We start from the raw sequence: 26515 nt of genomic DNA on the forward strand, positions 1-26515 counted from the left end.
GCTCTGCACAAGCAGCTGCTGAACCTCAAGCAGCCGTTCAAGAAGCACCCGTCCAAGCTGAACCTGTTCAAGCTGAACAACCTGTTGTACAAGAAACGGTTCAAACGGAAACACAAGCAGCGCCTGTTGCTGAAACACAACCTGCTCCTGCTGTAACAGAAACTGCTGCTACTCCAGCAAGCACAAGCTCTGCAAAAGAATGGATCGCACAAAAAGAATCAAGCGGTTCTTACACAGCAACGAACGGACGTTACATCGGACGTTACCAATTAGATTCTTCTTACTTAAATGGTGACTACTCTGCTGCAAACCAAGAAAGAGTAGCAGAACAATATGTTACTTCACGTTATGGTTCTTGGGAAGCGGCGAAAGCATTCTGGGAAGCAAACGGTTGGTACTAAGATTCATTATTTGAACGTTTAAACACATTCAAAATATAGTAAGAGGTCATGCGATTTATTCTTTCGCATGACCTCTTTTTGAGTTTAAGTTTAGTCTTTATTCCTTAACTATCGTTTGCCAGTATTTCTTGTATCAGAATCTATAAATCTACTATTTGAATCAATCTATTAGGTTTTAAACTGTCCCACCTTCACACAAATTTTTTTTGATTTATTTGAATCTGGTTCCGTTGTTTAAAATTTTTCCTATATTCTTTTAGATAATATGTTATTTTCTTTCTCATCGCTCCAGGTGTACCTTCTCTTTATAAAAAAAGATATCAACAGAGAAACTCCGTCGATATCTTTTTTCCTTCTCAAAAAACAAATTATGCGGCTAAGAAGACTCGAACTTCCACGAGGTCACCCTCACTAGCGCCTGAAGCTAGCGCGTCTGCCAATTCCGCCATAGCCGCATCACATCTTTTAGTTTAGGATTACATGTGTTTTTTGTCAAGAACATATTTTGTTCTTTTTCATTTCTGTACGCCCTCCCTTATGCCATCTACACAAATAATTCATCCGAGCAATTCCATCATCTATTGAGGGTTGGTGAAAAAATCTGTTTTATCCATATTATCGATTTCAATGTTAAACGAACGACTCTGGGATTAGTAACTATTTTATTTTTTTCTTCATTTCTTTTTTCCTCTTTTTCTCGATTCAGCTATCTTCTTTCATTTGGATATTGATTATTTCTTCTGTTGGTTACTATCCTTCTGGAATTCTAGACGCTGAAGTAATTCACGTTTTCTTTCTTCTAGAGATCATAAGTAACGAATGAACGAACTTCAAATAATTTTTTTATTGTAATTCATATTTATATTGTTCGATGATTCTTAATACGATATGACACAATAAATAAAAATAGGCATGGCTATTTACAACAATAGTGCTATAGTAGAAAACAAATGAATAAGGTTACTTAAAGAGGTGAATACGATGAAACTGATCAAACTATGGGAAGCAGATTTAAAGAAAGCTTATCAGCTACAAACTAGCTTTGGACCAAATGAGAATGGATTTATCAACAATGCTTATAGCTATACATTTGCTGAATTTTTAGATTATGTAAAAAAATGCGAAAAAAAGTCTTTAGGAATCGATCTTCCTGAGAGTTACGTTCCCGCAACCGTCTTTATTTTAGAAAGTGATGAACATGAGTATGTAGGAATTTTTAATTTGCGCCATAAACTGAACGAAACATTAAGAAACGGCGCTGGCCATATTGGTTACGGCATCTCCCCTAATTATCGTAAAAAAGGATATGCCACACAAGGATTAGCATTAGTACTACAAGAGGCAAAAAAAATCGGCATTGATGAGGCACTTTTGTCTGTAAATAAAAAAAATCTTGGCAGTCTTAAAGCACAACAAAAAAATGGGGCTGCGATTTATCGTGAAGATGAGAAAGAATACTATACGAAAATCAAACTGATGTAAAAAAGAAGGATTCCAAAAGGAAAGGGATTTGAATGTCCTTTATCAATAGAACACATTTATTTAATTAACTTATAATATAGCAGACAAAATTTTATAAACAAAGAAACCTTTTATCTCTTTTCTTCTAGAAAGGATAAAAGGCTTTTTTGTTTTTCCTATTTGCTTCTCATAGCTAGTCAGCCAAGATTTCTATCGTATCCCCAGCGCAATCCGTGCATAACGGCTCATCTTATCTGTCGTCCATGCTGGATACCAGACTAGTTTGACTTCTGCTTTCGTTACTTCTGGCACTTCTTTTAATGCGTCATGGATAGATTCTGTTAAAATATCTGCTAATGGACAGCCCATAGTTGTTAAAGTCATCTTAATGACTGTTTCTCCATTTTCAGGATTGAATTCTATATCATAAATCAAGCCTAAATTGACGATGTCGATTCCTAATTCAGGATCAATCACCATTTCCAAGGCAGCAAGAATACGTTCTTTGATTAGTTCTATTTCTTGTCCAGACCGTTCTTGGTTTGCTTCGCTCATCGTACGACACTCCTTAACACGATTTTTATTTATCATACTCTTTTTTTAGCTGCTTGTAAATGAGAATTTAGAAGGAAGATTCTCGTTTAAATTTATAAAAATGTTCTTATTAGATGTAATAGATTAAATTTATTCTAAAATAAACCTGATTCCTCATTTTTTTTGTGAACGATTTTTTATTTCTGGCAATACGCCAGTTGTTCGATACATTTTTTGTTCGTTTTCATTTGCAAACCGGCCAAATACTGAATGAGTTGGTAAAATATTGATAAATGCATCGTCGTCGATTTCATGAACGATCTGATCAAGATCATACATTTCGTAGCGGGTGATGACCATCATGATCATGTTCCCTTGTTTTTTTGAATAGCCACCGACAGACGGCAGTAATGTCATTCCACGTACCATCCGTTTTGCTAGTTCTTCTGTTACCTCTTCTGGCTTGACGGTAACGATCATTGCTGTTACTTTTTGATGACTCGTGTGGATGGCATCAATTACTTGAGTCATTGCATAAATGGAAATAATCGTATACAAGGCACTTTCCCAGTTAAAGAAGAAGCCTGCGATGACTACAATGATACCATTTAGAATCAGCATGTAGTTTCCGACTGTTTTTCCAGTTGTTTGTGAAAGTACAAGAGAGATGATATCCATCCCACCAGTTGTAAAGCCCATTTTTAAAGATAATCCTACGCCAAGACCTAATAAAACACCGCCTACTAGGGCATTCATCAAAATATTATCAGTGATCTGTCCGACTGGAAGCAGCATCGTCATCACCGATACACATACAACATTCACAAAACTAAGGATCGTTGCTCGTTTTCCTACTTTGAGAAACCCTAATACAAACACAGGGATATTCAAAAGAAAAATAAATGTTCCTGTGTCTATCTTGATATGAAACCATTCATATAAAAGCGAGGAAATGATTTGAGCGATCCCATTCATCCCTGCAGAAAAGACATTGGCTGGAATCAAAAAATAATTTAAAGCGACCGCAGCGGTCAATCCGGTTATCAAAATAACCACTATTTTCTTTAATCTTTCATTTTTATGATACGCAGTCATAATTTTACTCACAAGCACCTCTCCCCTACTTTGGTATTCCAAATGTAAGAATAACAGTTTATCTATTAAAATAAAATACTTCGAACTCAAATGAGAAGAATTTTAGCAAACAGGTAAGAATCTGCCCTAATCCTATGATAAGATAGATGTATGGTAAATATTTATATGTATATCAGGAGGGTTCCTATGGCAAAAGATGCTAGCTTCGACATTGTATCAGAAGTCAATACAGAAGAAGTAAAAAATGCGATTCAGCAAACAACAAAAGAATTGTCCAATCGCTTTGACTTCAAGGATTCTACAGTAGAAATCAAATTAGAGAACAGCAATCTAGTTGTATTGAGCGATGATGATTTCAAAATCGAACAGATCAAAGATGTATTATTTGGTAAGCTGATCAAAAGAAATGTGCCAATCAAAAATATCCATTTTTCCGAATCAGAACACGCTCTAGGTGGCAAAGCTCGACAAACTGCCGATTTGGTCAACGGAATCGATCGTGAAAACGCGAAGAAAATCACTACAGCTATCAAAAATGAAAAACTGAAAGTAAAAGCACAAATCCAAGAAGATCAGATTAGAGTGACAGGTAAGAACCGTGATGATCTACAAGCTGTGATTGCTTTATTACGTAAACTTGACTTACCAATCGAGTTGCAATTCACTAACTATCGTTAATCAAAAAACGAGGCTGACGTCTGTCATTCCTCGTTTTTTTGATTTACTGCTTCTTTTGATAACCAAAAACGCTGTATTCCTTCTTCCAATTCCCCAACACTTCGTACTTCTCTTGCTGTTTGCCAATGTTGTGGGAATAAACGTCGATAAGAAAAACTAGAAAATCGTTGATCTGCCAATACAACGATTCCTTGATCCGCCATGCCACGAATCACTCGACCACCAGCTTGCAAGACTTTGTTCATTCCAGGAAGCTGATAAGCGTAAGCAAATCCAAGGTGTTCCTTCTCATCATAATATGATTTGATCAGTTCCTGCTCATGATTCATCTGCGGCAAACCTACACCTACGATCATACTGCCGATCAATCGGTCCCCTCTCAAATCGATTCCTTCTGAAAAAATCCCGCCAAGTACGCAAAATCCAATCAATGTTTCAGCGGGATTTGTTTGAAATTTTGTTAAAAATCGTTCGCGTTCTTCCTCATTCATGTCCGTTTCTTGGATTAGCACATTGCTGTCGGGATATTGCTGTCTGAATGCTTCCACCGCAAGATCTAAATATTGATAAGAAGGAAAGAAAACGAAATAATTCCCGACCTTTCCATCAGCAAAAGCATGAATCGTCTCTACTAATTTTGCCAGACTGTGTTCCCTTTTTCGATAAGTCGTCTCTAGGTAATTTGCGATGAAAACTTGCCGGTTTCCTTCTGGGAAAGGACTCGGCAGTTTGTAAGCCAGACTTTTTTGTCCCCCCAGTGTTTCCTGATAATAAGAGAGTGGTGAAAAACTAGCAGAAAAAAGAATACTGCTTTTTCCTTTATCCAACGACTGCTCAAGAAACAAGCTTGGATCAATACAAAACTCTTTTACTATCAGATCGCGATACGTTTTTTCGACTGTTGTTTCGTAGTGATCATCATAAAATTCACTGACCTTCAAAAAATGAAGCAAATCAAAATAATAAGGAAGCAATTGTTCTTGTGATGGGTGCTCAGGAAATTCTGCCAGCCATTCTTTAATTTTTTCGCTTAATTGATAACCTGCCTTTACTAAAGATTCAGCCGGTGCTTTTTGATGATGATAATCCCAATGATCTTCTTTTGCTATTTCTCGGATCGAATCAAATTCTTTTAATAGTTTGTTGAAACGGCGATGAAGTTTTTTGAATTCCTTTGGTATAGCTTCCTTACTTTGTTTCGTTTTTTCATAAGATAGTTCTGCCGAATACATATCTCGGGAACGATTCACCAAATTATGTGCTTCGTCAATCAAAAACAGATAGTCCTCGTTTTTTTCATCTTCAAAAAAACGTCTTAAATAAACAGTTGGATCAAATAAATAATTGTAATCCCCAATGATTACGTCACACCAGATACTGACATCTAATGATAGTTCGAAAGGACAAAGTGTATGCTTTCTTGCATAAGTTTCGATGACTTCACGAGTGATCTGATTCTCATGATTCAAAAGATCCCATAAACCTTCATTAATCCGATTGTAATAACCATTGGCATATGGGCACTGATCTGGATTACAGGTCGTCTCATCTAAAAAGCAGATCTTGTCTTTCGCCGTCAAAGTGACACTTTTTACTTCAGCTCCTGTATCTTTTAATGCTGTCATAGCATCTTCAGCTACTTGTCTAGTTATTGTTTTAGCCGTTAGATAAAAGATCTTTTCTCCCTCTTCTTCCCCTACAGCTTTCAAAGCGGGGAATAACGTAGAGATTGTTTTTCCTGTTCCGGTAGGTGCTTCTACAAACAATTTCTGTTTCGTACGGATCGTTTTATAAGCAGCTACCGCTAGTTCACGCTGACCTTTCCTATACTCATCATGGGGGAATTTCAAAGCCATCAAAGAGGCATTGCGTACAGTGCGCCAGTTTTCTTGAAAAACAAGCCATTCTTTATAATCTTCAGTCAGCTTTTTAAAAAAAGTTTCTAACTGCTCTCTTGTCTGATGTTCAACCTTTCTCGTGATCACTTCTTCTGCCGTCTGGAAGTAAGTCAATTGCAGATTTATTTCTTGTAAATCATGTTCTTGACTATAGATATAGGCATACACCCTTGCTTGATGAAAGAAAAGTTCCACTTGTTCTGGTTCTAAATCTTCAAATCGTGGTTCGGAGGTTTTGATTTCATCTATATAATAAATACCGTCTCTTTTGAAAATACCGTCTGCACGGCCTTCAACGATCAGGTGATATTCATCTAATTGAACTGTTGTTTTTAAAAAGACTTCTTTTTCATAGTTTTCTCCCGCATCTTTTTGGAGCTTGCGGTGGATTCTCGCTCCTTCTAATGCAGTATGGTTACTTTTTTTACGATTGTCGATACTTCCACGTCGCAAAATAAATTCTACTAAGTGCCGCACAGATATTTTTGACTGTTTGATCATTTCCACCACCTCTTTCTCTCTAAGATTACCTGAAAAAACCTAGTTTAGCAAAAAGAGCTCTCTTTCCAAACATAAAAAAACACCCTGCTGATTAGGCAGGGATATAGGATATAGAATTTGGATTTTTGGATGAATCTAATGTAACAAGGACATATTAAAATGCTATGAAAACTTACTTTCCTTCTCTTTAGAATATCCAAATACTTTTCATATATTCTGATAATTCAGATAAGTAAAGAGAAATAAGTACCTGTTTTTGTTTCCTAGCAATGAATGCGTTATACTAATGGATGAAAGAAGTTTTGGCTATCAAGGAGGAATGCACATGCATATCGAAAGTTTAAAAACAGGAATGATTGAAGAAAACTGTTATTTGGTCTACAACGAAGAAGCACTTTTGATCATTGACCCTGGAGAAGATGCGGAACGAATCAAACAAGAAATCAAAAAAACAAACCAACAGCCGGTAGCGATTTTGCTTACCCATACCCACTACGATCATATCGGTGCAGTGGAACCTTTACGCGCGTATTATCAAATCCCAGTTTATGTCAGCCCACTAGAGCAAAAATGGCTAGGTGATCCGATTTTGAATCTTTCTGGACTCGGTAGACATGATGATATTGCTGATGTTATTGTCTCGCCTGCAGAATATGAATTTGAAATGAAAACTTATACTTTAGGAAACATGTCTTTTCGCGTCGTCCCTACCCCAGGGCACTCTATAGGAAGCGTCAGCTTTATTTTTGATGATTTTGTCGTTTCTGGCGACGCCCTGTTTAGAGGAAGTATCGGTAGAACCGATCTGTATACAGGGAATTTAGAACAATTACTTCATAGTATTCGGACCCAGCTGTTTGTTTTACCTGATGAATTTGCAGTCTATCCAGGACATGGCGATGCAACGACGATTGAACAGGAAAAAAGGACAAATCCTTTTTTCAATCGTTAAAACGACTTAGGAGGAGAATAAAATGACAGAAACTACACTTTATATCGTACGACATGGAAAAACGATGTTCAATACAATTGAACGAGTGCAAGGCTGGTGTGATACACCCCTCACAAAGCAAGGACAAGAAGGCATTCATTATTTAGGTCGCGGGTTAAAAGATGTCGACTTTTCATTTGCTTATTCTAGTGACAGTGGTCGTGCAATCGAAACTGCCCGTATTATTCTAGGAGAACATTCTAAGGGAAAAGAAATTCCTTATTTTATTGAAAAAAGGATTAGAGAATGGTGTTTCGGGTCTCTTGAAGGTGGATATGACATGGAAATGTGGGGTGTGATCCCTCGTGTATTGAATTTTAAAACATATGATGAAATGTTTACCACAGAAGTTTCTTTTGAACAAATTGCTAATGCTGTATACAACTTAGATACCGCTGGGTGGGCGGAAACTTATGAAACATTGCGAGACCGTGTATGGACAGGATTTGAAGATATCGCCCATCACTGCGAAAAAAATGGTGGTGGAAATGTTTTAGTCGTATCTCATGGTTTGACGATCGCCTTTTTGCTTAATCTGATCGATCCTAAACAGCCTGTTCGTGCTGGGCTTTTAAATGGCAGCGTAACAAAGGTCACTTATGCAAACGGTCGATTTTCTATCCACGGCATCAATGATACGTCTTATATCGATAACGGGAAAACACATAGTCGCGACTCGTTTCTATAATGGGGATATTTTAATTTTTACCAGAGAATCATAAAAGGCAAAGTCTGAACGAGGGCTTTGTCTTCTTTTTTCTCTTCGTGTACTTATCTGCTTTATTTCTCAAGTTTTTCTTAATATTAAAAAACAGATTGGGTTTCTCAAAAAATAACGGTATACTATAAGATGTATCTTAATTGGGAAGGAAGGAATTTATGTTTTTTGCAAATATTATCAAAGCAGTGATTCTCGGTATTATTGAAGGAATAACGGAATGGCTGCCCATCAGTAGTACTGGTCATTTGATCCTAGCAGATGAATTCATCAAACTGGATGCCAGTTCACAATTTATGTCGATGTTCAATGTCGTTATCCAATTAGGGGCGATCTTGGCTGTCGTCGTTCTTTATTTTCACAAGTTAAACCCATTTTCTCCAAGTAAATCAACGGTAGAAAAAAAAGATACGTGGACACTTTGGTTTAAAGTGATCGTTGCTTGCATACCAGCCATCATCATTGGTTTGCCTTTGGATGATTGGTTAGAAGCAAATTTCCACAAGTTCTTACCAGTTGCCATTGTTTTGATCGTTTACGGTATTGCCTTTATTATTGTCGAAAAACGCAACAAAAACAAAACACCTCGTTGGACTTCTCTGAATGACTTTACGTACCAAGCAGCTCTTCTTGTTGGGTTATTCCAAGTCTTGGCACTTGTTCCCGGAACATCCCGTTCTGGCGCAACGATCCTAGGAGCTATCTTGATTGGTGCTTCGCGTTTTGTCGCTACAGAGTTTTCATTTTTCTTAGGGATTCCTGTCATGTTTGGCGCAAGCGGCTTGAAGATCGTCAAATATTTAGCTGAAGGGAATTCATTCAAAATGGAAGAAACTGTTGTTCTTCTTGTAGGAACATTCGTATCTTTTGTGGTTTCTGTCTTAGCTATCAAATTCTTACTAAGCTATTTGAAGAAAAACGACTTTACCGCTTTTGGCTGGTATCGTATTATCCTTGGTATCATTTTGATTGGTTATTGGTTTATTGCAATGTAGAAAAAACCAGAACACTTCTCTTATTTGAGAAATGTTCTGGTTTTTTATTTTCTTTAATAATAATCATTATAAATAATAAAAACAACATCAAGCTTAATCACCAAATGATAACCATTATCGTTCTCATTTATCCGTTATTATTATCAATTACATTTTTATTATGCTATCCTTGTTTTGACAAGGAGGTCTGATAACGATGACTAATCAGAAAAAAGCTTTTGCAGCAACAATCGGCTGCCTTTTATTTATGATCTTCGGTTTTATCTTCGACCGATTCTCTCTTACCATCACCCCACTTTTTTATATCAGTGCCATTATCATCGGTGGATACAAACAAACATCGGAAGGCTTGAAAGAATTGTGGAATGATCGGACACTGAATGTGGACTTATTGATGGCTTTAGCTGCTATTGGTGCCTGTTTGATCGGTAATTATTTTGAAGGAGCAATGTTGACATTCATCTTTTGTTTAAGCGGTGCATTAGAGGAATACACAACTAATAAAAGTCAAAAAGAAATTACTGCTTTGATGAATATTCAACCACAAAAAGCCCAATTATTAAAAGAAAATGGACAAATGCAAGAAGTAGATGTTTCTCAACTAAAGGTGGATAACTTGGTATTTGTCGCTAAAGGAGCAGCTGTTCCGATAGATGGCTTTTTAGAAAGCACACAGGCAACGATCGATGAGTCTGCATTAAGCGGTGAATCTGTGCCTGTAGAAAAATATTTAGGCGATGAGATGTATGCAGGAACGCTGAATCAAGGAAATCCCATCACGATTCGAGTAACAAAAACGAGTTCCGAAACTGTCTTTGCTAAGATTATCCAATTAGTAGAAGAAGCGCAGAATACGCCAACTCAAACAGCTTCATTTATCGAAAGAATCGAAAATAATTATGTAAAATTGATTTTGCTTGCTGTTCCTCTAATGATCCTTCTCCCCCACTTTTTCCTAGGTTGGAGTTGGGATGAAAGCTTTTATCGAGGAATGGTATTATTAGTTGTGGCTTCTCCTTGTGCGCTTGTCGCATCTGCTACACCAGCTTCTCTAGCTGCTCTTTCAAATTCTGCAAAAAATGGGATTTTAATCAAAGGCGGTATCCATTTAGAAAAGCTTTCTGAATTAAAAGCGATTGCCTTTGATAAAACAGGAACGCTCACTAAAGGAAAACCAGTTGTAACTGACAGCTTTTTCTTTGATGAAAAGGATTTGGCACAACAACTTCTTGTTGCTATGGAACAAAAAACGACGCATCCACTTGCTCATGCGATTTTGCAATATTTTGATTGCACAATACCTGAAGAAATCCAATACTTACCAATAGAAGAAATTACTGGTTTTGGATTACAAACTACCCATTTAGGTGCGCAATGGAAAGTTGGCAAGCACGCATATGATCCTGAGACGATGATAATCAGCAAAGAGATTGCGGAAATGATCGAACGTTTAGAAAGTCAAGGTAAAACCGTGATTTATCTTTCTAAAGATCAGCAGTTAATTGCTGTTTTAGGTCTGCTAGATATTCCAAAAGCAAATGCCCAACAAGTAATTTCCTACTTTAAATCCCAAAACATCCATACAAGTATGATAACTGGCGACCATTCTGGCACAGCAAAGGCCATTGCTGAACAAGTAGGGATTGAACATTACTATGCAAGCTGTACTCCGGAAGAAAAAACACAACTAGTCAAAAAAGAGAATGAACTTTACCAAGTAAATGCGATGGTTGGTGATGGAGTCAATGATGCGCCTGCTTTAGCAGCCGCTTCTTTAGGTGTCGCTATGGGGCAAGGGACAGATGCCGCTATGGATATCGCAGACATCGTCTTAATGAAAAGCGACTTAAATAAATTTGTCTACAGTCATCGGCTATCTTTAAAAATGCGGCGGATCATCAAACAAAATATTATTTTTTCGATTCTTGTTATTCTCTTGTTGATTGCTTCTAACTTCCTGCAATTTTTAAATCTACCTCTTGGAGTTGTAGGACACGAAGGAAGCACAATATTGGTTATTCTGAATGGCTTGCGTTTACTAAGACCTTTACCTGATCTTTCTGATTCTTCAAAAAAATGTAAGTCTTGTCCACTATACAAAGCGCGGCTGTCTTCTGTCAAATAAGCAAAGTGTTTTTTTATGATTTTGTTTATTTTATGAAAAAAACAGCTTATGAATAGGTCTTGAAGGATGAATTCCTACTTTTGCAACTTTCTAAAAACATGTTATGATTGTTTCGAAGAAAGTGAGGAATATATTTCATGGAAAGTTGGCTTTTTTTAGGAATTATTTTACTTGTAGCAATTTTAGCTAAGAATCAAAGTCTGATGATAGCGGCAGCTTTTGTTTTGATTATGAAGCTCATACCAGCCTCCCGTTCCTTTTTCCCTTGGCTGCAAGGCAAAGGAATCAATATTGGGGTGACGATCATCACAGCGGCTATTCTAATCCCTATCGCAACAGGAGAAATTGGTCTACGTGATCTATTAGAAGCCTTTAAATCCCCTATTGGCTGGGTAGCTGTTTTTTGCGGTGGGCTAGTGGCTGTCTTATCTTCCAAGGGTGTAGGATTGATTGCTTCTGATCCACAAATCACTGTTGCACTTGTTTTCGGCACGATTTTAGGTGTTGTCTTCTTAAGAGGAATCGCCGCCGGACCGGTCATTGCTTCTGGTATCACTTACTGTATCTTACAAGTATTTGCTTTAGGAAAATAGAACAAATTTTGTCTATTTTAGGAGATTCTTAACACCCCCAATTTACTGATCCGTGATATACTGACAACGAGGTGATACAATGTTCGAAAAATTAAAGTATTTCATAGGAACAATCGGCTGGTTTCTTCTAGCGGTACTTTTGATTCTGGGCTTAGCTTATCTATTATTTCCTGATTTGATACAAAATGTGTTTGATACTGCTTTTTGATTGACCTATTAAAACGATATAGGGGATGCTCCTGCGATGCAGGGGCTTTTTTTAATCAATGTTTTGTAATAATTTAGGCCGTGCCAATGAGACTTCCTATAGAATTTGATGCTCTTTTTTCTTTTTGGCTCTTCTGCTCTTTTTTGTTATACTAGATTACAGTGGACAAAAGAAAGAATGATCGCATCCACTTCAACGAATATCAAAATGGAAGAATTAGTGCCTGTTTTCAGGTTACTTTGAAAAGAAAGGAAGACGCTTGTGGAAACTTTTGAAGGTCTTTTAATTGATACGTACGTTTTACAAGAACAGCCAATGATGCTGACTGGGATTAACTTGCAGCTTGAGGACCGTGTGATCAATGGCCTGCTTAAAGATCGCTATTTGGCAAAATATATCTTACGTTTGCCCCTAAATAAATATGTGCTGGAAGTAAGTGGCAAATGGAACCGTCGGAACCAGTTGGTCATAAAAAAAATGTTGATAAAAAATATCGATGAATACATTAAAATAATCGGTACACCAGAATAGCCTTTACTGATCAAAGGATACTGGTTATAAAATAACTGCAGTTTCTTAATAGAAAAACAAAGAACAACAGGGAATCGTATCCCTTTTCAAAAAAAACTTTGCAAACGGTTCTCTTTGTTATATAATAACTTAGTACCAAACATTCCCATTCAAACTTTGTTTAAATAGATAAATAAAAATCTAGTTTGGTTTGACGCTATTGCCTCCCACAATAGCGTCTTTTTGATTTTTTTCAGCTTGTACTATCCGTTTTTACTGAAAAAAAATCCTAATAAAAGACTGTTAAGGAAAAAAACTTGTCATGTTCATATTGCAAAGCACGCTGCCTTTAGGTATAATAATGAATGTTGAATTATGCGGTAACACGCGTAAGAACTTAAGTTATCGGAGGTGAAACTAATGCCAAACATTGAATCTGCAATCAAACGTGTTCGTACAAGCGAAAACGCTAATGTGAAAAATTCATCTCAAACAAGCGCTATGCGTACTGCAATCAAAAAATTTGAAGATGCTGTAGCTTCAGGTGCTGACAACGTAGATGCGTTATATAAAGAAGCTGTTAAAGCTATTGATATGGCTGAATCAAAAGGTCTAATCCACAAAAACAAAGCTAACCGCGACAAATCTCGTTTAAGCAAAAAAATCGCTAAATAAAAGATCGGCTTCGGCCGGTTTTTTTATTTGTCAAAAAAGGACAAAAACAAACGACCTTCCCGCATGCTTTGTCCTCGTCTTTCTTCTTATCGATTTCTTAACAACTGCCCTGTGCGCAAAACGAATAGTTGAAAACTTAATTCTTTTTCGATTTGTCCTGTTTTGATTTGATAATCCATCTCAACTAATTGATCAAACAACTGTACCAGCAAATGTTCATCGAATTTTTTTACTTCCTGCATGGCAAGTTTTACACGATATGGATGGATTTTCAATGTTTCAGCAATATTTGCCTGCTGATAACCAATCTTTACAAGAAATTTTGTCTGTAAAAATAAACGTAATTGAGAAATCAAAATCGCATTGATTTTGATTGTTTCTTCCCCTTGCATAACTAAATCTTCGTATAAACGCAAAGCTTGTTCCGTCTTCCCTTTTAAAATATATTGGGTCATGTCAAAAATATTATGTTCTAACGTTTTAGGAACTAATTCTTCTACTTCTCTTACCGTGATTTGCTGTTGATTTTGTCCATAAAGGACCAATTTCTGTAACTCTCTCATCATTTTGGATAAATCTAAGTCGGTCAACCTCAAGAATAAATCAATTGCACTTCGTTCCATTTTGATTGAGGAATTCTCTAAGGTATTCATCAGATATTGACGTACTTCTTTTTCATTCAACTGTTGGACATTGACGATGATTGCTGTTTTTTTCAATTGTTTCGTTACTTTTTTCCGTTCATCCAACTTTTCATATGGCGCAAAGAATACTAATACAGTCGATTCTAATGGTTCTTTCAAATAAGCCGTCAATAAATCAGTATTTTGTTCGATTCCATTGTTTACTTTTTCACCTGTTAAAAAATAAGGATTCTCTACGAATACTAACCGTTGATCTCCGAAAAACGGCAACGTCTCTGCTTCAGCTACTACCTCATCTAAACTTGCATTTTCCATGTCAAAACTTAAAAAATTTAAGTCATCTTCGCCCTCTAATTGGATTTTTTTGACAATTTCTGTCCGAACTTGATCTTGGAGAAACTTTTCTGTTCCTAAAATCAAGTAACAAGATGCAAGTTTTTCTTTACGTATTTTTTGTAACTCTGCTTGTATACTCAAATTACTCACCACTTTCAAAAATTATCCTACCATGAGCAGATGAGAATTACTAGTCTATCATTGTTTCCACTAGCCCATGAGGATGAAAAACTGGATGCCAGCGATAGGTGATCATTCCTTGTTGATCCGTTCGCCATGTTTTTATCTGATTTTCTTCTAGTGTCTCCAATACTTCGCTGTGCGGGTGACCATAACGATTATTTACGCCGCAGGATATAATCCCATGTTTTGCTTCAATATGGGAAAGAAAATCTGTGTTACTTGACGTACGGCTACCGTGATGACCTAATTTGACTACATCGGCTTTCAGATTAGGATAAATCAAAAGCAATTGTTTTTCCATTGCTTGATTCAAATCTCCTAAAAATAAAAAGCGCCTATTGTTATATTCCATCCATAGACCAATCGAATCTTCATTTCTTCCCTCTCCCTTTTCAAAAGGAGTCAATACATAAAGATCATAATAACCGCTGATCCTGTCCCCATGTTTGATTTCAATGATCTCAGTACCATTTTTTTGAGCTTCAGATAAATGCCTTTGTAATGGCTCATTTCGTCCAGCGCCCCAACCGATATAAATTTTTTTGATAGTAAAATGCTGAGATAACGTGGGTAATTCTCCCACATGATCCGTATCGTCATGTGTCAAGATGAGTTTATCGATTACACTTATCCCCTGACCTTTTAGATATGGAACGATATTTCTTTCAGCAGGAGGACGTATCATACCTTGCGCCCACTTTTCTCTTTCAAAGTGTAACTGACCTCCAGTATCGATCAAAATCGTTTCTTTTCGAAAAGGACTTTGCAAAAAGATACTGTCTCCTTGACCGACATCGATAAAAGCGATCGTTGAAGAAAAGCGTAAAAATGGCAAAGTCAAAAAAATAAAAGAAAAAAGACCAACATAAAACAAGTGTTTCACAGGTTGTTCTTTCAACCTATCCGTACAAATCAGTAATCCAAAAATATACATCCCAGATAGCACAAGGGGCAAACGTCCTATAATGAGAGACGACCCTGAAGAAAAATCGATTATTCGCTCAAATAAGATTAATCCCTCTTCTATCAGCAAAAGTAAAGTTTCCGGCAGCCAGCGATTGAAGAGTGTGAGAAATAACACACCAGGAAGAAAAAGAAACTTGAATACCGGTGCAATCAGTAATGTAAAAAGACTACCTAAAATAGGCCACTCATAAAAATGCCATACAACCAACGGCATCGTGATCATAGTAAACAGGACGTGAGAGGCCGTTTTTTTCAACCAATCTCCATCAAAAGAAATCAGGATAAACAAAAAACTCATGAAAAAACTAAGCTGTCCACCCGCATGAAAAAGAAATCGAGGATCAAATAGTAAAAGAAGCCAAAAGACAACTGCAAATAAGTCCATGGTGGAATAATGCTTATTCAGCAATTTGACTAGCAATCGCAATAAAAACAGCAAACTAGCACGCAAAACAGAAATAGAACTTCCTGCAATAGAAACATAACAGATAGTTAGTAGACTCAACGGAATAATACTGACGTGTAGTGGCCATCCGATACGTCGAAATAAATAATACAGCCACCCTAAATAAAATTGGATGTGTAGACCCGATAGACTGAACAGATGCAGCAAACCACTCTCCCTAAAAATTTCTTCTGATTCTCTGAATCCTGCATCTTTATAGCCCCATAATAAAGAATTAATATATACACTTGTTTTTTGCGGAAATTCAGATTGGACAAAGGAGATAAAAGATCCTCTTTTTCTCTGAAGCCAGTTTCGCCAGTGATTTTGCATGGTGATCTGTTCAATCTTTTGAATTTGGAACCGTCCAGAGATTCTATGGTTCCTGAAGTAAGCTTCTTGGTCAAAATTATAAAGATTCCGCTTTCTTGCTGGAGAAATGAACTCGCCTTCAGCAGTCAATTCTATTCCCTTTCCTCGGAAGTTAAGCCATGTTTTCAATTCTGCTTCTGTGTTTACTTGATAAGAAAGCTGGAGCTTTTGTTTATTCTCTGATAACCTTCCTTCCATTGTCAAAAAATTACCATTTGCACGAATCGTATCTGTAAATACAGTAATTTGCGCAGATGTTGTTTTTTCCTCTAAAAATGAATACTCTTGTAGCCTATAAGAAATGGATACCGTTATGCTACACAAAATACACAAGTACGCGATAAAACGTCCTTCTTTTAGCGAAAACCATAAAAAAATTCCGGCAAGAAGCAAACGATAACCCCAATTGTCAGTGTAATACAACAAACAGATAATCATCGACGTAATTGCCGGAAAAATCAACCGATTTCGAACATGCCTTTCTAAAACGCTAGACATGTTTTCCTGTTAATTCATTTTGAAGTTTTGAAAAATGCTGTGAGTCTAAAGCAACTTGGTGTACAGATACACCTAATTGTTCGATCAACGCTTGGGCATAAGGATCATTTCGATAGTCATGGAGATAATTGATCCCTTTCACACCAGCTTGCAACAAAGCCTTTGTACAGGCCAAACATGGAAAATGTGTGACATAGATTTCTGAACCTTCCGTCGGGATACCAAGTTTTGCACACTGTAGGAGTGCATTCATCTCTGCATGGATCGTTCGCAAGCAGTGTCCATCCACGACGTAACACCCTTCATCTATGCAGTGGACATCTCCACTGACTGCTCCATTATAGCCGCCAGCAATGATCCTTTTTTCTCGAACGAGTGTCGCTCCTACTTCTAAACGTGTACACGTACTACGTAAAGATAACAGTACTGCCTGAGCCATAAAATACTGGTCCCAAGGAATGCGTTCATTATGTGACTTATCAGTAACTTTTTCTTTATTCGTATCGCATGCTTTTGAAGATTTTTCTAACATGTTTTATATTCCTCCGTTTTTTCAAGTTGATTAAAAAGTACTCATTGCTTAAACAAAATATTCTTTAAATATAACGAATCATCCTGTCTGACAAAAGATCCTACCCTTCACTGCCGAAATGAAGTCCGTCATCCATTAGCCCATTATAAAAATTCTTCGAATCCATTTGTTCAAGAAATTCCGTATAAAAATCGATACTTCACAATCATGGCGTTTTGCTACTTCTGTGAGAACAGAGATATATTCTTTGATCAACTTGTTATTCCGATATTTTTGTTTTGTCTCATCGACTGCTGGTGGCGTGATAAAGAAAGCATGATCAGAACTATAGTCTTTTTTCAGCTGAACTATCATCCACTGCAGATTTTTTGGTACGTTTCTTTAGAAAGTTGTTTATGCTCTGCTAGATCATTCGTCCCAATGAGAATAAGTACTTTATCTGCTGTATAGCTAAGTACATCTTTGACAAAGCGTTCTCGTAGAGCTTGACTGTTATTGCCGCTGACAGCCGTATTCATAATATGAATCCCAGATATTTTATTTTGGAGATAGACATTCAGCATTGGTTCTTTTAATGTTTCTTTGCGAACAATTAAGCTATTTCCTATCCAAAAATACTACCTCCTCGTCCTGCCAAGCTCTTAAAATTGGATTATTCTTAGTATCCATTAGCGTCCTTTTATTGCTCGTGCCAGTCGATTTTGAATCATTCTATTTAATTGTAACGAAGTTTTTTAGTTTTTCAACTGTCTTTTCACCGATACCAGAAATCTCCTGCAGGTCTTCCACTTTCTGGAAGGATCCGTTTTCTTCTCTAAATCGAATGATTTCTTGCGCTTTGACTGATCCGATCCCAGGAATCTGCTGAAGTTCTGATGGAGTGGCTGTATTGATATTTATTTTGGGAGGCTCGGAATCTGCTGTAGGCTGTTTTCCTTCCGAGGATGCCAACTGATCAAGATGTTCTGGCAGCTCTTCACCTACAGCAGGGATATATAGGACTTGCTGATCTTCTATCTTCGCAGAAAAGTTGATTCGATCGCTATCCGCTTCTTCTAATAATCCACCTGCACGCTTTAGTACATCATAGACCCGTTCTTCTGAAGAAAAGGAATAGATACCAGGCTCCTTCACACTTCCTTTGATATCGGTGTACATGACCTTTGGACGAGCATCCTCTTCTACATCGTTTCCTTCAGCTGATGGATCTTCTCCACTGGAACTAAACGGAGAAAGTATTTCTTTTGCAGCAGTCTCTTCTGGTTCTCTATAAAATAGCAGATTTGATAATAAAAAACCACTTGCGATACAAAAGATAAGAACTAACATAGACATCCAAATGATCAATTTGGGTGAAGCTAGTATTTTCTTGCTGATTTTTTCTATCATTGTTCTTTTTCCAAAGAATGACCAGTAAAAATCATTCATTACTCCTTTCATTTGAAATTGAAGAAACAGTGAGCTCTGGCAAAATCGTCCCTTCAACATCTAATTACGTCAATTTTTTCTTTTGTTTTTATTTTTATCGTGAAGATTTTTGACGAAAAAGAGGGGGTGTGACAGAACTCGTGTCACAACCCCTCTTTAATTATTTAGTTTCATTTCATTTTCTCTAGATAGTCAAGCGCTTCTTGTACTGTTTTTACTGGTACGATTTTCATTGAGGAATTCAATTTTTTAGCGGCAGCTTTTGCTTCTTCGTAGTTGGTTTTTATTTCAGGATATTCTTTCTTAACATCGTCTGAAATCGTATCATCTGGTGCAAAGAAAATCTCTACGCCAGCTTTATCCGCACTTGCCACTTTTTTATCGATTCCTCCGATTCGGCCAACTTCTCCTTCACTATTGATCGTTCCAGTTCCTGCAATTTGCTTACCATGACGCAAGTTTTTACCAGTGACTTGTTCATAGATTTCTAAAGTGAACATCAATCCCGCTGATGGCCCACCGATAGAGCCAGAATTAATACGAACATCTGTATCTGATTCGATCTCGGTATGGTCAGTAAGCGTGATACCTATTCCTGCCTTTTTATCTGTTGGTAACTCGATCAGATCACCAGAAGCTGTTTTTTCTTCACCATTATGCAAATAACTGATTTCGATTGTTTGTCCAACTTTTTGGCTTTTTACATAATCCATAAATGCTTCTGTACTTTGAAAGCTTTTCCCGTCTACTTTTGTTACTGTATCTCCAACTGAAAGCTTGCCAAAGAAATTCGATGTTTTCTCTACACTCATGACATATACGCCTTTGAATTCCATTTTATAAGGCTTGTCTGCAAGTTTTAACGCTTGTTCGATTGCTGCATTTTGGGAAGAATCCATATAATACTGCTGCATTTGATTATATTCTTCATTTGTCGCCCCACCAGTCAATTCTTCTTCACTGATCAATTCTTCAAAAGGGGTCATTTTAGCTTTTAAAGCTAAGAAACCTGTAGCTTGCCTGATACCAACAGAGGTAAGAGAGAAAGAACCAGAACCTTTGTCTTCCTTATCATTGACCGTAATTAGTTCTTTCAGATCGATCGTGGCTCCCGGTGATTCTACATAATACGGCAAGGGAACTACTACAAATCCAATGATCAACATTCCAAATATGATAATTAGTACTGTTTTCAACCATTGTTTAGCTTTCATTTGATTCACGCTTTCCAGCTAAAGCTTCGTTGATCACTGGCGGTAAGTAGCTGCTCACATCTCCGCCAAAGTGCAGTACTTCTTTTAAAATACTGGAACTCACGTGACTATATTCTGGTTTTGCCAATAAGAAGACAGTTTCCAATTCATCATATAGATGATGATTCATCTGAGCAATCTCTCGTTCATATTCAAAGTCTTTGATACTTCGTATGCCTCTGATCAACGCATCTGCACCAATCTCTTTTGCTGTTTCTACCGTCAATTGATTTTCTTGATGCATGACTTTTACATTAGGAAGATGAGAAACAGCTTTTGTGATCAATGTCATTCTTTCTTCTGGGGGAAACAAACTTTTCTTTGAAGTATTGATAAAAACACCAATTACTACCTCATCGAATAATTTAGCCGCACGTTCCACCGTATCTAAGTGACCTTTTGTAAAAGGATCAAAACTTCCTGGGAATAATGCACGTTTCATTGATTTCCCTCTTTTCTATAGATAGTTACGGCCGTTATGCCATAAATCTGTTTTCTTATTTGATGGAATCCAGCCACAGTTTCTGGCAATTCGACTGTTTTATCCGTTTCGCATACGATAACTGCGGTTTTAGAAAAAAGTCCCAGTTCTTCCATTTTATGGATTTGATCGATTATTTTTTGTTTTGCATATGGCGGATCAAGAAACAAGTAGTCGAATTGTTGTTTCTCCTCTGCTAGCCGTTCGATTGCTTTGTCCGCATCAAGTTTTATTGTGGTAAATTTCTCTGGTTCTTTCGTAATTTCGATGTTTTCTTTGATGATTTTTAGCGCTTGGTAATTTTTGTCTACGCATACCGCATGACTGCAGCCTCTAGATACTGCTTCGATAGCTAAACCACCGCTTCCTGCAAACAGATCCAATACTGTCTCTCCATCAAAATATGGTCCAATCATATTGAATATGGATTCTTTTACTTTATCTGTAGTTGGTCTGGTGTTCGCCCCTGCTAAACTTTTTAAACGGCGCCCGCCATAATTTCCTGATATTATCCGCATCTACTCACTCCTTAGAAATGGTACTGGTACTAGTATACCAAAAAAAAGACAAAAAAATACTTGGACAATGATCAAAAATCGATCGTTATCCAAGTTATTTTTTATTTAAAAACTGCTCATAAGAGATTTTTAAAGATGTTCAGCTAATCGGATTTCTGTATTTAGCTCTTCGATTTCGAAACCTTCGTCTTTTAATACTGTTTTGTTTCCTATTTTTTCGGCAAAATTCATTTCGATATCCGGTCGGTAAGAACGTTCTACGTTTCGAACAAAATGTAATTTACGGATTCGTTCTTCTGTTTCTTCAAATGTCTCTTCATTTAAGTAAAGCACGACATATTTCATTCTTCTTGAGACATAATGCAACAAGCCGAACTTTTTCAGATTCTTTAATTGTTTTAAGCTGTAGACCCATACGATCAGCCCGCGTCGTTTTGTTATTTCAAATTCACTATTGTCTAATTGCATGACAATTACCTCCGCATCCAAAGTGTTTTTTCGTTTCAAAAAACGGGCTACCTGCATCTACTTTGATTTCATTAGAAACTTCTTCGGCAAGTACTTGGACAATTTGATCCAACAGACTTTGCAGCTGTGTTTCACTATATCGGAAAGCTGCAACATGCTCATCCATATCAAGCTGTCTTTTTGCTTTTCGAACAGCTCGTTTTTTTTCACGATAATCAGGTGCATACTCACCATATGCCGCTACATTTTCAAATGCTTCTTTCTTAGACAAGAACGCTTCTTTCAACTGGCAAACTTTTGCAGATTCTTCCATTGACTGTTTATGTTCAAGATAAGAAGCCATCGTTTTACTCTTTTTTATCATTTCAGCGACTCGGAGGCATTGATCCTCCAGTTGAAACAGCTCTTCGTTAACGATCACTGCTATCACTACTTTCTCCGTTTTCTTCTTGCAATAAGACTAACATATTTTCTTTAGAAAAAGCAATGCCTACAGAATCCGTTCCCGGGTCCATGAAACGGTCATGGTTGTAAGGATCGCTGTACCAATATAAAAACGAAAAAGTAGCGTCGATCGCCGGATGAATAAATAGCCCACTAGTATTTTCTAATTTTTGTTTACTGATTAACTTCTCCAATTCATCATTCGTCAGTGAGAATTTCACTGTCGTTTGAGCACTGCCTAGCGATTTTTGCCAATCAGCCATACGTTCCTCTGACAATATTTCCTCAGGCCTTGTCAAAAAATCATGTAGTAGCAGCTGACTGTGGTTTTGAAAGGCAAGTGTTTGATTGTATATGGGAAGTTCGTCTTCTCTTCTAAGCATATTTAATAAAGTCGTACTTTTTCGTTCTTTAACGCGATTGATTGATTCCCAATCAGCCGATTTATCTGCTTGATAATGTGGAAGGCCTTCACCAAACACTTGATATGGCAATAGTTTCAAAAGACTATCTTTATCTAAATACACAACTGAAAATAGGCCGTTTGTTGTTTGATCAAAAAATAAAATAGCAAAAGTGTCGTTATCAAAAGCAATTAGCGGACGGTAATTCATATCCTCTTCCATTAGTTCGATTCCAACTTCTGTATCATGGTACTCAAAAGTGAAATTAGTATAGATAGTAGTGATTTTCGTAAGATCTTGCATCGTCATCCCTAAATAAAACGGCGCGATATCAGCAGGCCCTGTTTGCAGTACTTTAACAGTTGTGACTCTGCTGTCTTGGATGTTCGCTTCAAATGTGAGATGACTAGCTTTATTTTCATAATATCTTGTTTCAAAACCAAATCCGCTAGTTAATCGATCATAGGCTTGGCCAAAATCCTTTTCCAGCTGATCGATCGGTTTTCCGATATAAGTAGAAAAACCAGTTGCTTTAAGCTCCTGGTATTTCCACGTTGTCATTTGATTTGATATTTGTTGATCAGAGTTTTCCTTCACTTCAAGTTTTGGCGGAAACAAGACTGGTTCCATGTAGAATGCCACAATAACTAATAGCAGAATCAGCCAAAACAAACCCAGTCTTTTCATGTTTCCCCACCTTTCGCTTATTATTTCTCAGTCACTTCAATCAAAAGGTCACCAGACGAAATAGTGTCTCCTGAAGACACATATACATGTGCGACTTCTCCGTCAAAACGAGCTTCGATGGCCGTTTCCATTTTCATCGCTTCAGTAATCATCAACGTATCACCTTTTTTAACGTTATCGCCTTTTTTCACTAATACATCCAAAACAGAACCAGACATCGTTGCTCCAATTTGTTCTCGGTTTGTCGGTTCAGCTTTCAATCGGGTTTGGACCGTACTGATGATCGAATTATCTTTGATAGTGATTTCACGTCTTTGTCCGTTCAAATTGAAGAACAGTACGCGATTCCCTTCGATATCGGGTTCTCCGATTTCATCTAAACGAATGATAAGCGTTTTTCCGCGTTCGATTTGTACATTGATTGTTTCACCCAAACGTATACCTTGGAAAAATGTTGGTGTGTCCAGTAATGTAACATCGCCAAATTGATTATATGCTTTTTGATAGTCCAAAAAGACTTGCGGATACATCAAATAGCTTAATACTTCGTCTTGTTTTGGTTCATAGCCGATTTTTTCTGCCAATTCTTTTTTTACTTCGTTGAAGTCGACTGATTCAGCCAAAAGACCTGGACGTTCATTCAATGCAGGTCTGCCTTTAAGAATAATCTTTTGCAATTTTTTAGGAAATCCGCCAACGGGTTGCCCTAGTTCTCCTTGGAAGAAAGTCACAACAGATTCAGGGAAACTTAGTGTTTCGCCTTTTTCATAAATATCTTCTTCTGTAAGATCATTTTGGACCATAAATAGTGCCATATCTCCAACTACTTTAGATGATGGAGTTACTTTAACGATATCGCCAAACATCAAGTTGACAGTATGATACATTTGTTTGATTTCATCCCAGCGATGACCTAATCCGACAGCTTTTGCCTGTTGCTGTAGATTCGAATACTGTCCTCCTGGCATTTCATGCATATATACTTCTGTTTCAGGAGCATTCAAGCCGTTTTCAAACGGTTTGTAATACATGCGCACATCTTCCCAATAATGGTTTAATTTCTGTGCATTTTCAATCGTGATTTCTGGCAGCCGTGGACCATTGACCAGTGCATAATACAAGCTGCTCATGCTAGGCTGACTAGTATTCCCACTCATTGCACTCATTGCCACGTCAACGATGTCTACTCCTGCTTTTGAAGCAGCAGAATAAGTGATGATTCCATTCCCGCTGGTGTCATGAGTATGCAGATGGATTGGCAGATCTGTCGTTTCTTTCAATTCACTAATCAAACGATAAGCTGCCTGCGGTTTAAGCAGCCCAGCCATATCTTTGATTGCAATGATATGCGCACCCAGTTGTTCTAGTTCCTTTGCCATGTCTTTATAATACTGAACATTGTATTTTGCCCGACTTGGATCGTTGATATCGCCAGTATAGCAAATAGCTGCCTCTGCGATTTTACCAGTATCCCGTACAGCTTGGATACTTTTTTCCATTTGTGGAGTCCAGTTCAAACTATCAAAGATTCGAAATACATCGATTCCTTGCGCTGCTGCTTCTTTGACAAATTCCACCAATACATTGTCAGGATAATTAGAATACCCAACGGCATTTGAACCTCTGAAAAGCATTTGCAGCAACGTATTAGGCATTAAAGAACGAATTTTTCTCAACCGTTGCCAAGGATCTTCATTCAAAAAGCGGTAAGCCACATCAAATGTTGCTCCCCCCCACATCTCACTTGAAAAGAGTTCAGGAAGACCTTCTCCAGTCAAACGTGCAATCTGCTTGAAGTCCTTTGTCCGAACACGAGTTGCTAGCAGACTTTGATGAGCATCTCTAAATGTCGTATCCGTCAGCAATAAATTTTCCTGGCCTTTGATCCATTCGACCAAAGCATCGGCACCCTTCGCATCTAATACATTCTTAGCCGTTACGTAATCAGTTCTTGTGATTAGATCTTTAGGCATACGTGGTTCTTCATAAAATGGTTTTTCGCCACTTTCGATACCTGGAAAACCATTCACAGTAATTTCACCGATATATTTCATCGTTTTGTTTCCGCGGTCTCGTAGTCGAGGAAATTCAAATAATGTTGCTGTACTATCAATGAAGGTTGTTTTTGCATTTCCTGATTGGAATTCAGGATGTGTGATGACATTGAGCATAAATGGAATGTTTGTTTTCACTCCACGGATTCTAAATTCTTTCAAGCAACGTTCCATTTTCTGAATGGCTGTTTCAAAAGTAGCACCATGCGTACATACTTTTACTAGCAATGAATCAAAATACGGTGTCACTACATAGCCCGCGTAAGCATTTCCGACATCCAGACGTACGCCAAAACCACCAGGTGAACGATACGTATCGATTTTCCCTGTGTCTGGTAAAAAGTTATTCAACGGGTCTTCTGTAGTGATTCGGCATTGAATGGCTGAACCATTTAATTTAATTCCTTCTTGCTGAGGCAATCCGATTTCTTTATGCAGATCCAAACCTTGAGCAATCAACAGTTGCGTTGTTACGATATCAATATCTGTAATCATTTCTGTGATCGTATGTTCCACTTGGACGCGAGGGTTGACTTCGATAAAGTAAAAATCATCTCCTTCAACAAGAAATTCTACTGTACCTGCGTTGACATACCCGACATATTTCATCAATTGGACAGCTGCCTGGCAGATTTTTTGACGTTGCTGTTCATTCATAGAGACACAAGGCGCTACTTCTACTACTTTTTGATGACGGCGCTGAACAGAACAATCTCTTTCAAAAAGATGGATGACGTTTCCATGCGTATCCCCGAGGATCTGTACTTCGATATGCTTAGGATTAGCGATGTATTTTTCAACATACACTTCATCACTACCAAAGGCTGCTTTTGCTTCGCTTTTCGCACGTTCGTAGCCCTCTCTTGCACTCTTTTCATCGTGAGCTACACGCATGCCGCGTCCGCCGCCGCCTAGAGCTGCCTTGATCATAATCGGATAACCGTATTGTTTCGCAAACTCCAAGGCATCGTCTATAGAAGCGATTGGTCCATCTGTGCCTGGAATCGAAGCAATCCCTGCTTCGATAGCTGCAGCTTTTGCTTTGATTTTATCTCCAAAAATATCTAAATGATGCAGTTTGGGTCCAACAAAAGTGATGCCTTCTTCTTCGCACCGTTGCGCAAAATTCAAGTTTTCCGACAAAAGACCGTAACCCGGATGAATGGCGTCAGCTCCGCATTCTTTCGCGATAGAAATGATCCCTTCAATATCTAGATACGCATCAATCGGTTTTTTTCCTTGTCCTACTAAATATGCTTCATCCGCTTTGAAACGGTGTACGGAATATTCATCTTCTTCTGCATAGATTCCAACAGTTTTAATTCCTAATTCTGTACAAGCACGAAATACACGTACAGCGATTTCACCCCTGTTAGCAACTAAAACTTTTTTCATCGAACCACTCCTACATCTTTTTTT

At 37.6% G+C, this 26515-nt stretch carries 26 protein-coding genes, 1 tRNA gene and 1 pseudogene; 11 read left to right on the forward strand and 17 right to left on the reverse strand.

The genetic code is table 11. The features are described from left to right. Positions 1 to 401 (forward strand): annotated as a pseudogene (locus tag OS138_RS05240) (LysM peptidoglycan-binding domain-containing protein); the annotation flags it as partial. A gap of 371 nt (positions 402 to 772) precedes the next feature. Here OS138_RS05240 and OS138_RS05245 read toward each other — a convergent pair. Next, a tRNA-Leu gene (locus OS138_RS05245) sits at positions 773 to 856 on the reverse strand. A gap of 526 nt (positions 857 to 1382) precedes the next feature. Here OS138_RS05245 and OS138_RS05250 point away from each other — a divergent pair. Continuing rightward, positions 1383 to 1883: a GNAT family N-acetyltransferase gene (locus OS138_RS05250; RefSeq protein ID WP_325069769.1), complete on the forward strand. Its 501-nt coding sequence runs from the start codon at positions 1383 to 1385 to the stop codon at positions 1881 to 1883. Between the two features lie 189 nt (positions 1884 to 2072). On the opposite strand, the gene OS138_RS05255 is transcribed toward OS138_RS05250, so the two are convergent. Both OS138_RS05255 and OS138_RS05260 read right to left on the reverse strand, forming a co-directional pair. Further along, the gene (locus OS138_RS05255) at positions 2073 to 2417 is read right to left on the reverse strand and encodes a metal-sulfur cluster assembly factor (protein WP_002289113.1); all 345 of its coding nucleotides are present in this window, start codon (positions 2415 to 2417) and stop codon (positions 2073 to 2075) included. Positions 2418 to 2570: 153 nt separating this feature from the next. After that, positions 2571 to 3491, reverse strand: coding sequence for a YitT family protein (locus tag OS138_RS05260; protein ID WP_002289114.1), 921 nt, complete (start codon positions 3489 to 3491; stop codon positions 2571 to 2573). A 186-nt stretch (positions 3492 to 3677) separates the two neighbouring features. Between OS138_RS05260 and OS138_RS05265 the strand changes: the two genes are divergently transcribed. Continuing rightward, positions 3678 to 4169, forward strand: a complete 492-nt coding sequence (locus tag OS138_RS05265; RefSeq protein WP_002289115.1) for a YajQ family cyclic di-GMP-binding protein — start codon at positions 3678 to 3680, stop codon at positions 4167 to 4169. Positions 4170 to 4192: 23 nt separating this feature from the next. On the opposite strand, the gene OS138_RS05270 is transcribed toward OS138_RS05265, so the two are convergent. Then, positions 4193 to 6568 carry an ATP-dependent DNA helicase gene (locus tag OS138_RS05270; RefSeq protein ID WP_325069770.1) on the reverse strand — a complete coding sequence of 792 codons (2376 nt, stop codon included), beginning with the start codon at positions 6566 to 6568 and terminating at the stop codon, positions 4193 to 4195. Positions 6569 to 6893: 325 nt separating this feature from the next. Between OS138_RS05270 and OS138_RS05275 the strand changes: the two genes are divergently transcribed. The 8 genes from OS138_RS05275 to rpsT all read left to right on the forward strand — a co-directional run bounded on the left by OS138_RS05275 (position 6894) and on the right by rpsT (position 13383). Continuing rightward, positions 6894 to 7520: an MBL fold metallo-hydrolase gene (locus OS138_RS05275; RefSeq protein WP_325069771.1), complete on the forward strand. Its 627-nt coding sequence runs from the start codon at positions 6894 to 6896 to the stop codon at positions 7518 to 7520. 22 nt (positions 7521 to 7542) lie between these two features. Further along, positions 7543 to 8247, forward strand: a complete 705-nt coding sequence (locus OS138_RS05280; RefSeq protein WP_002339351.1) for a histidine phosphatase family protein — start codon at positions 7543 to 7545, stop codon at positions 8245 to 8247. A 191-nt stretch (positions 8248 to 8438) separates the two neighbouring features. Then, positions 8439 to 9272 carry an undecaprenyl-diphosphate phosphatase gene (locus OS138_RS05285; protein ID WP_002298973.1) on the forward strand — a complete coding sequence of 278 codons (834 nt, stop codon included), beginning with the start codon at positions 8439 to 8441 and terminating at the stop codon, positions 9270 to 9272. Positions 9273 to 9468: 196 nt separating this feature from the next. Beyond that, the gene (locus OS138_RS05290) at positions 9469 to 11397 is read left to right on the forward strand and encodes a heavy metal translocating P-type ATPase (protein WP_325069773.1); all 1929 of its coding nucleotides are present in this window, start codon (positions 9469 to 9471) and stop codon (positions 11395 to 11397) included. A gap of 137 nt (positions 11398 to 11534) precedes the next feature. After that, entirely contained in the window at positions 11535 to 11990 is a 456-nt protein-coding gene (locus OS138_RS05295; protein WP_002289123.1) for a DUF441 domain-containing protein, read from the forward strand. Positions 11991 to 12069: 79 nt separating this feature from the next. After that, positions 12070 to 12198, forward strand: a complete 129-nt coding sequence (locus OS138_RS05300; protein ID WP_002295511.1) for a hypothetical protein — start codon at positions 12070 to 12072, stop codon at positions 12196 to 12198. A 261-nt stretch (positions 12199 to 12459) separates the two neighbouring features. After that, positions 12460 to 12729 carry a hypothetical protein gene (locus OS138_RS05305; protein WP_002289125.1) on the forward strand — a complete coding sequence of 90 codons (270 nt, stop codon included), beginning with the start codon at positions 12460 to 12462 and terminating at the stop codon, positions 12727 to 12729. 399 nt (positions 12730 to 13128) lie between these two features. Beyond that, positions 13129 to 13383, forward strand: a complete 255-nt coding sequence (gene rpsT / locus OS138_RS05310) for a 30S ribosomal protein S20 (RefSeq protein ID WP_002292188.1) — start codon at positions 13129 to 13131, stop codon at positions 13381 to 13383. Between the two features lie 86 nt (positions 13384 to 13469). Here the strand turns inward: rpsT and holA are convergent, their stop codons facing one another. The 13 genes from holA to OS138_RS05375 form a co-directional block, all read right to left on the reverse strand. Further along, the gene (gene holA / locus OS138_RS05315; protein WP_325069852.1) at positions 13470 to 14516 is read right to left on the reverse strand and encodes a DNA polymerase III subunit delta; all 1047 of its coding nucleotides are present in this window, start codon (positions 14514 to 14516) and stop codon (positions 13470 to 13472) included. Positions 14517 to 14553: 37 nt separating this feature from the next. Next, on the reverse strand, positions 14554 to 16827 hold the full coding sequence (locus OS138_RS05320) for a DNA internalization-related competence protein ComEC/Rec2 (protein ID WP_325069775.1): 2274 nt from the start codon (positions 16825 to 16827) through the stop codon (positions 14554 to 14556). Next, the gene (locus tag OS138_RS05325; protein WP_002295503.1) at positions 16820 to 17359 is read right to left on the reverse strand and encodes a ComE operon protein 2; all 540 of its coding nucleotides are present in this window, start codon (positions 17357 to 17359) and stop codon (positions 16820 to 16822) included. Before OS138_RS05325 ends, OS138_RS05320 begins: the two co-directional genes overlap by 8 nt. Positions 17360 to 17494: 135 nt before the next feature. Beyond that, entirely contained in the window at positions 17495 to 17713 is a 219-nt protein-coding gene (locus tag OS138_RS05330; protein ID WP_002295502.1) for an esterase, read from the reverse strand. Continuing rightward, positions 17710 to 17922 (reverse strand): SGNH/GDSL hydrolase family protein, encoded by a 213-nt coding sequence (locus OS138_RS05335; RefSeq protein WP_325069776.1) that lies wholly within the window; start codon positions 17920 to 17922, stop codon positions 17710 to 17712. The genes OS138_RS05330 and OS138_RS05335 overlap by 4 nt, the downstream gene beginning before the upstream one ends. 148 nt (positions 17923 to 18070) lie before the next feature. Next, positions 18071 to 18799 (reverse strand): helix-hairpin-helix domain-containing protein, encoded by a 729-nt coding sequence (locus OS138_RS05340; protein WP_325069777.1) that lies wholly within the window; start codon positions 18797 to 18799, stop codon positions 18071 to 18073. A 158-nt stretch (positions 18800 to 18957) separates the two neighbouring features. Then, complete coding sequence (locus OS138_RS05345) at positions 18958 to 20001, reverse strand: SepM family pheromone-processing serine protease (RefSeq protein ID WP_002295493.1); 1044 nt, start codon at positions 19999 to 20001, stop codon at positions 18958 to 18960. Then, positions 19991 to 20482 carry a pantetheine-phosphate adenylyltransferase gene (coaD, locus tag OS138_RS05350; protein ID WP_002295492.1) on the reverse strand — a complete coding sequence of 164 codons (492 nt, stop codon included), beginning with the start codon at positions 20480 to 20482 and terminating at the stop codon, positions 19991 to 19993. The genes OS138_RS05345 and coaD overlap by 11 nt, the downstream gene beginning before the upstream one ends. Further along, complete coding sequence (rsmD, locus tag OS138_RS05355) at positions 20479 to 21039, reverse strand: 16S rRNA (guanine(966)-N(2))-methyltransferase RsmD (RefSeq protein ID WP_325069778.1); 561 nt, start codon at positions 21037 to 21039, stop codon at positions 20479 to 20481. The genes coaD and rsmD overlap by 4 nt, the downstream gene beginning before the upstream one ends. A 129-nt stretch (positions 21040 to 21168) precedes the next feature. Further along, positions 21169 to 21507: a YlbG family protein gene (locus tag OS138_RS05360; protein WP_002295490.1), complete on the reverse strand. Its 339-nt coding sequence runs from the start codon at positions 21505 to 21507 to the stop codon at positions 21169 to 21171. Next, on the reverse strand, positions 21491 to 21937 hold the full coding sequence (locus tag OS138_RS05365) for a YlbF family regulator (RefSeq protein ID WP_002298984.1): 447 nt from the start codon (positions 21935 to 21937) through the stop codon (positions 21491 to 21493). Before OS138_RS05365 ends, OS138_RS05360 begins: the two co-directional genes overlap by 17 nt. Then, complete coding sequence (locus OS138_RS05370; RefSeq protein ID WP_002295486.1) at positions 21918 to 23042, reverse strand: CAP-associated domain-containing protein; 1125 nt, start codon at positions 23040 to 23042, stop codon at positions 21918 to 21920. The genes OS138_RS05365 and OS138_RS05370 overlap by 20 nt, the downstream gene beginning before the upstream one ends. A gap of 20 nt (positions 23043 to 23062) precedes the next feature. After that, positions 23063 to 26491: a pyruvate carboxylase gene (locus tag OS138_RS05375; protein WP_086300114.1), complete on the reverse strand. Its 3429-nt coding sequence runs from the start codon at positions 26489 to 26491 to the stop codon at positions 23063 to 23065. Positions 26492 to 26515: the final 24 nt, after the last annotated feature.

Origin of the sequence: Enterococcus sp. E5-37 (assembly GCF_035726925.1) — a bacterium.
Lineage (GTDB): Bacteria > Bacillota > Bacilli > Lactobacillales > Enterococcaceae > Enterococcus_B > Enterococcus_B faecium.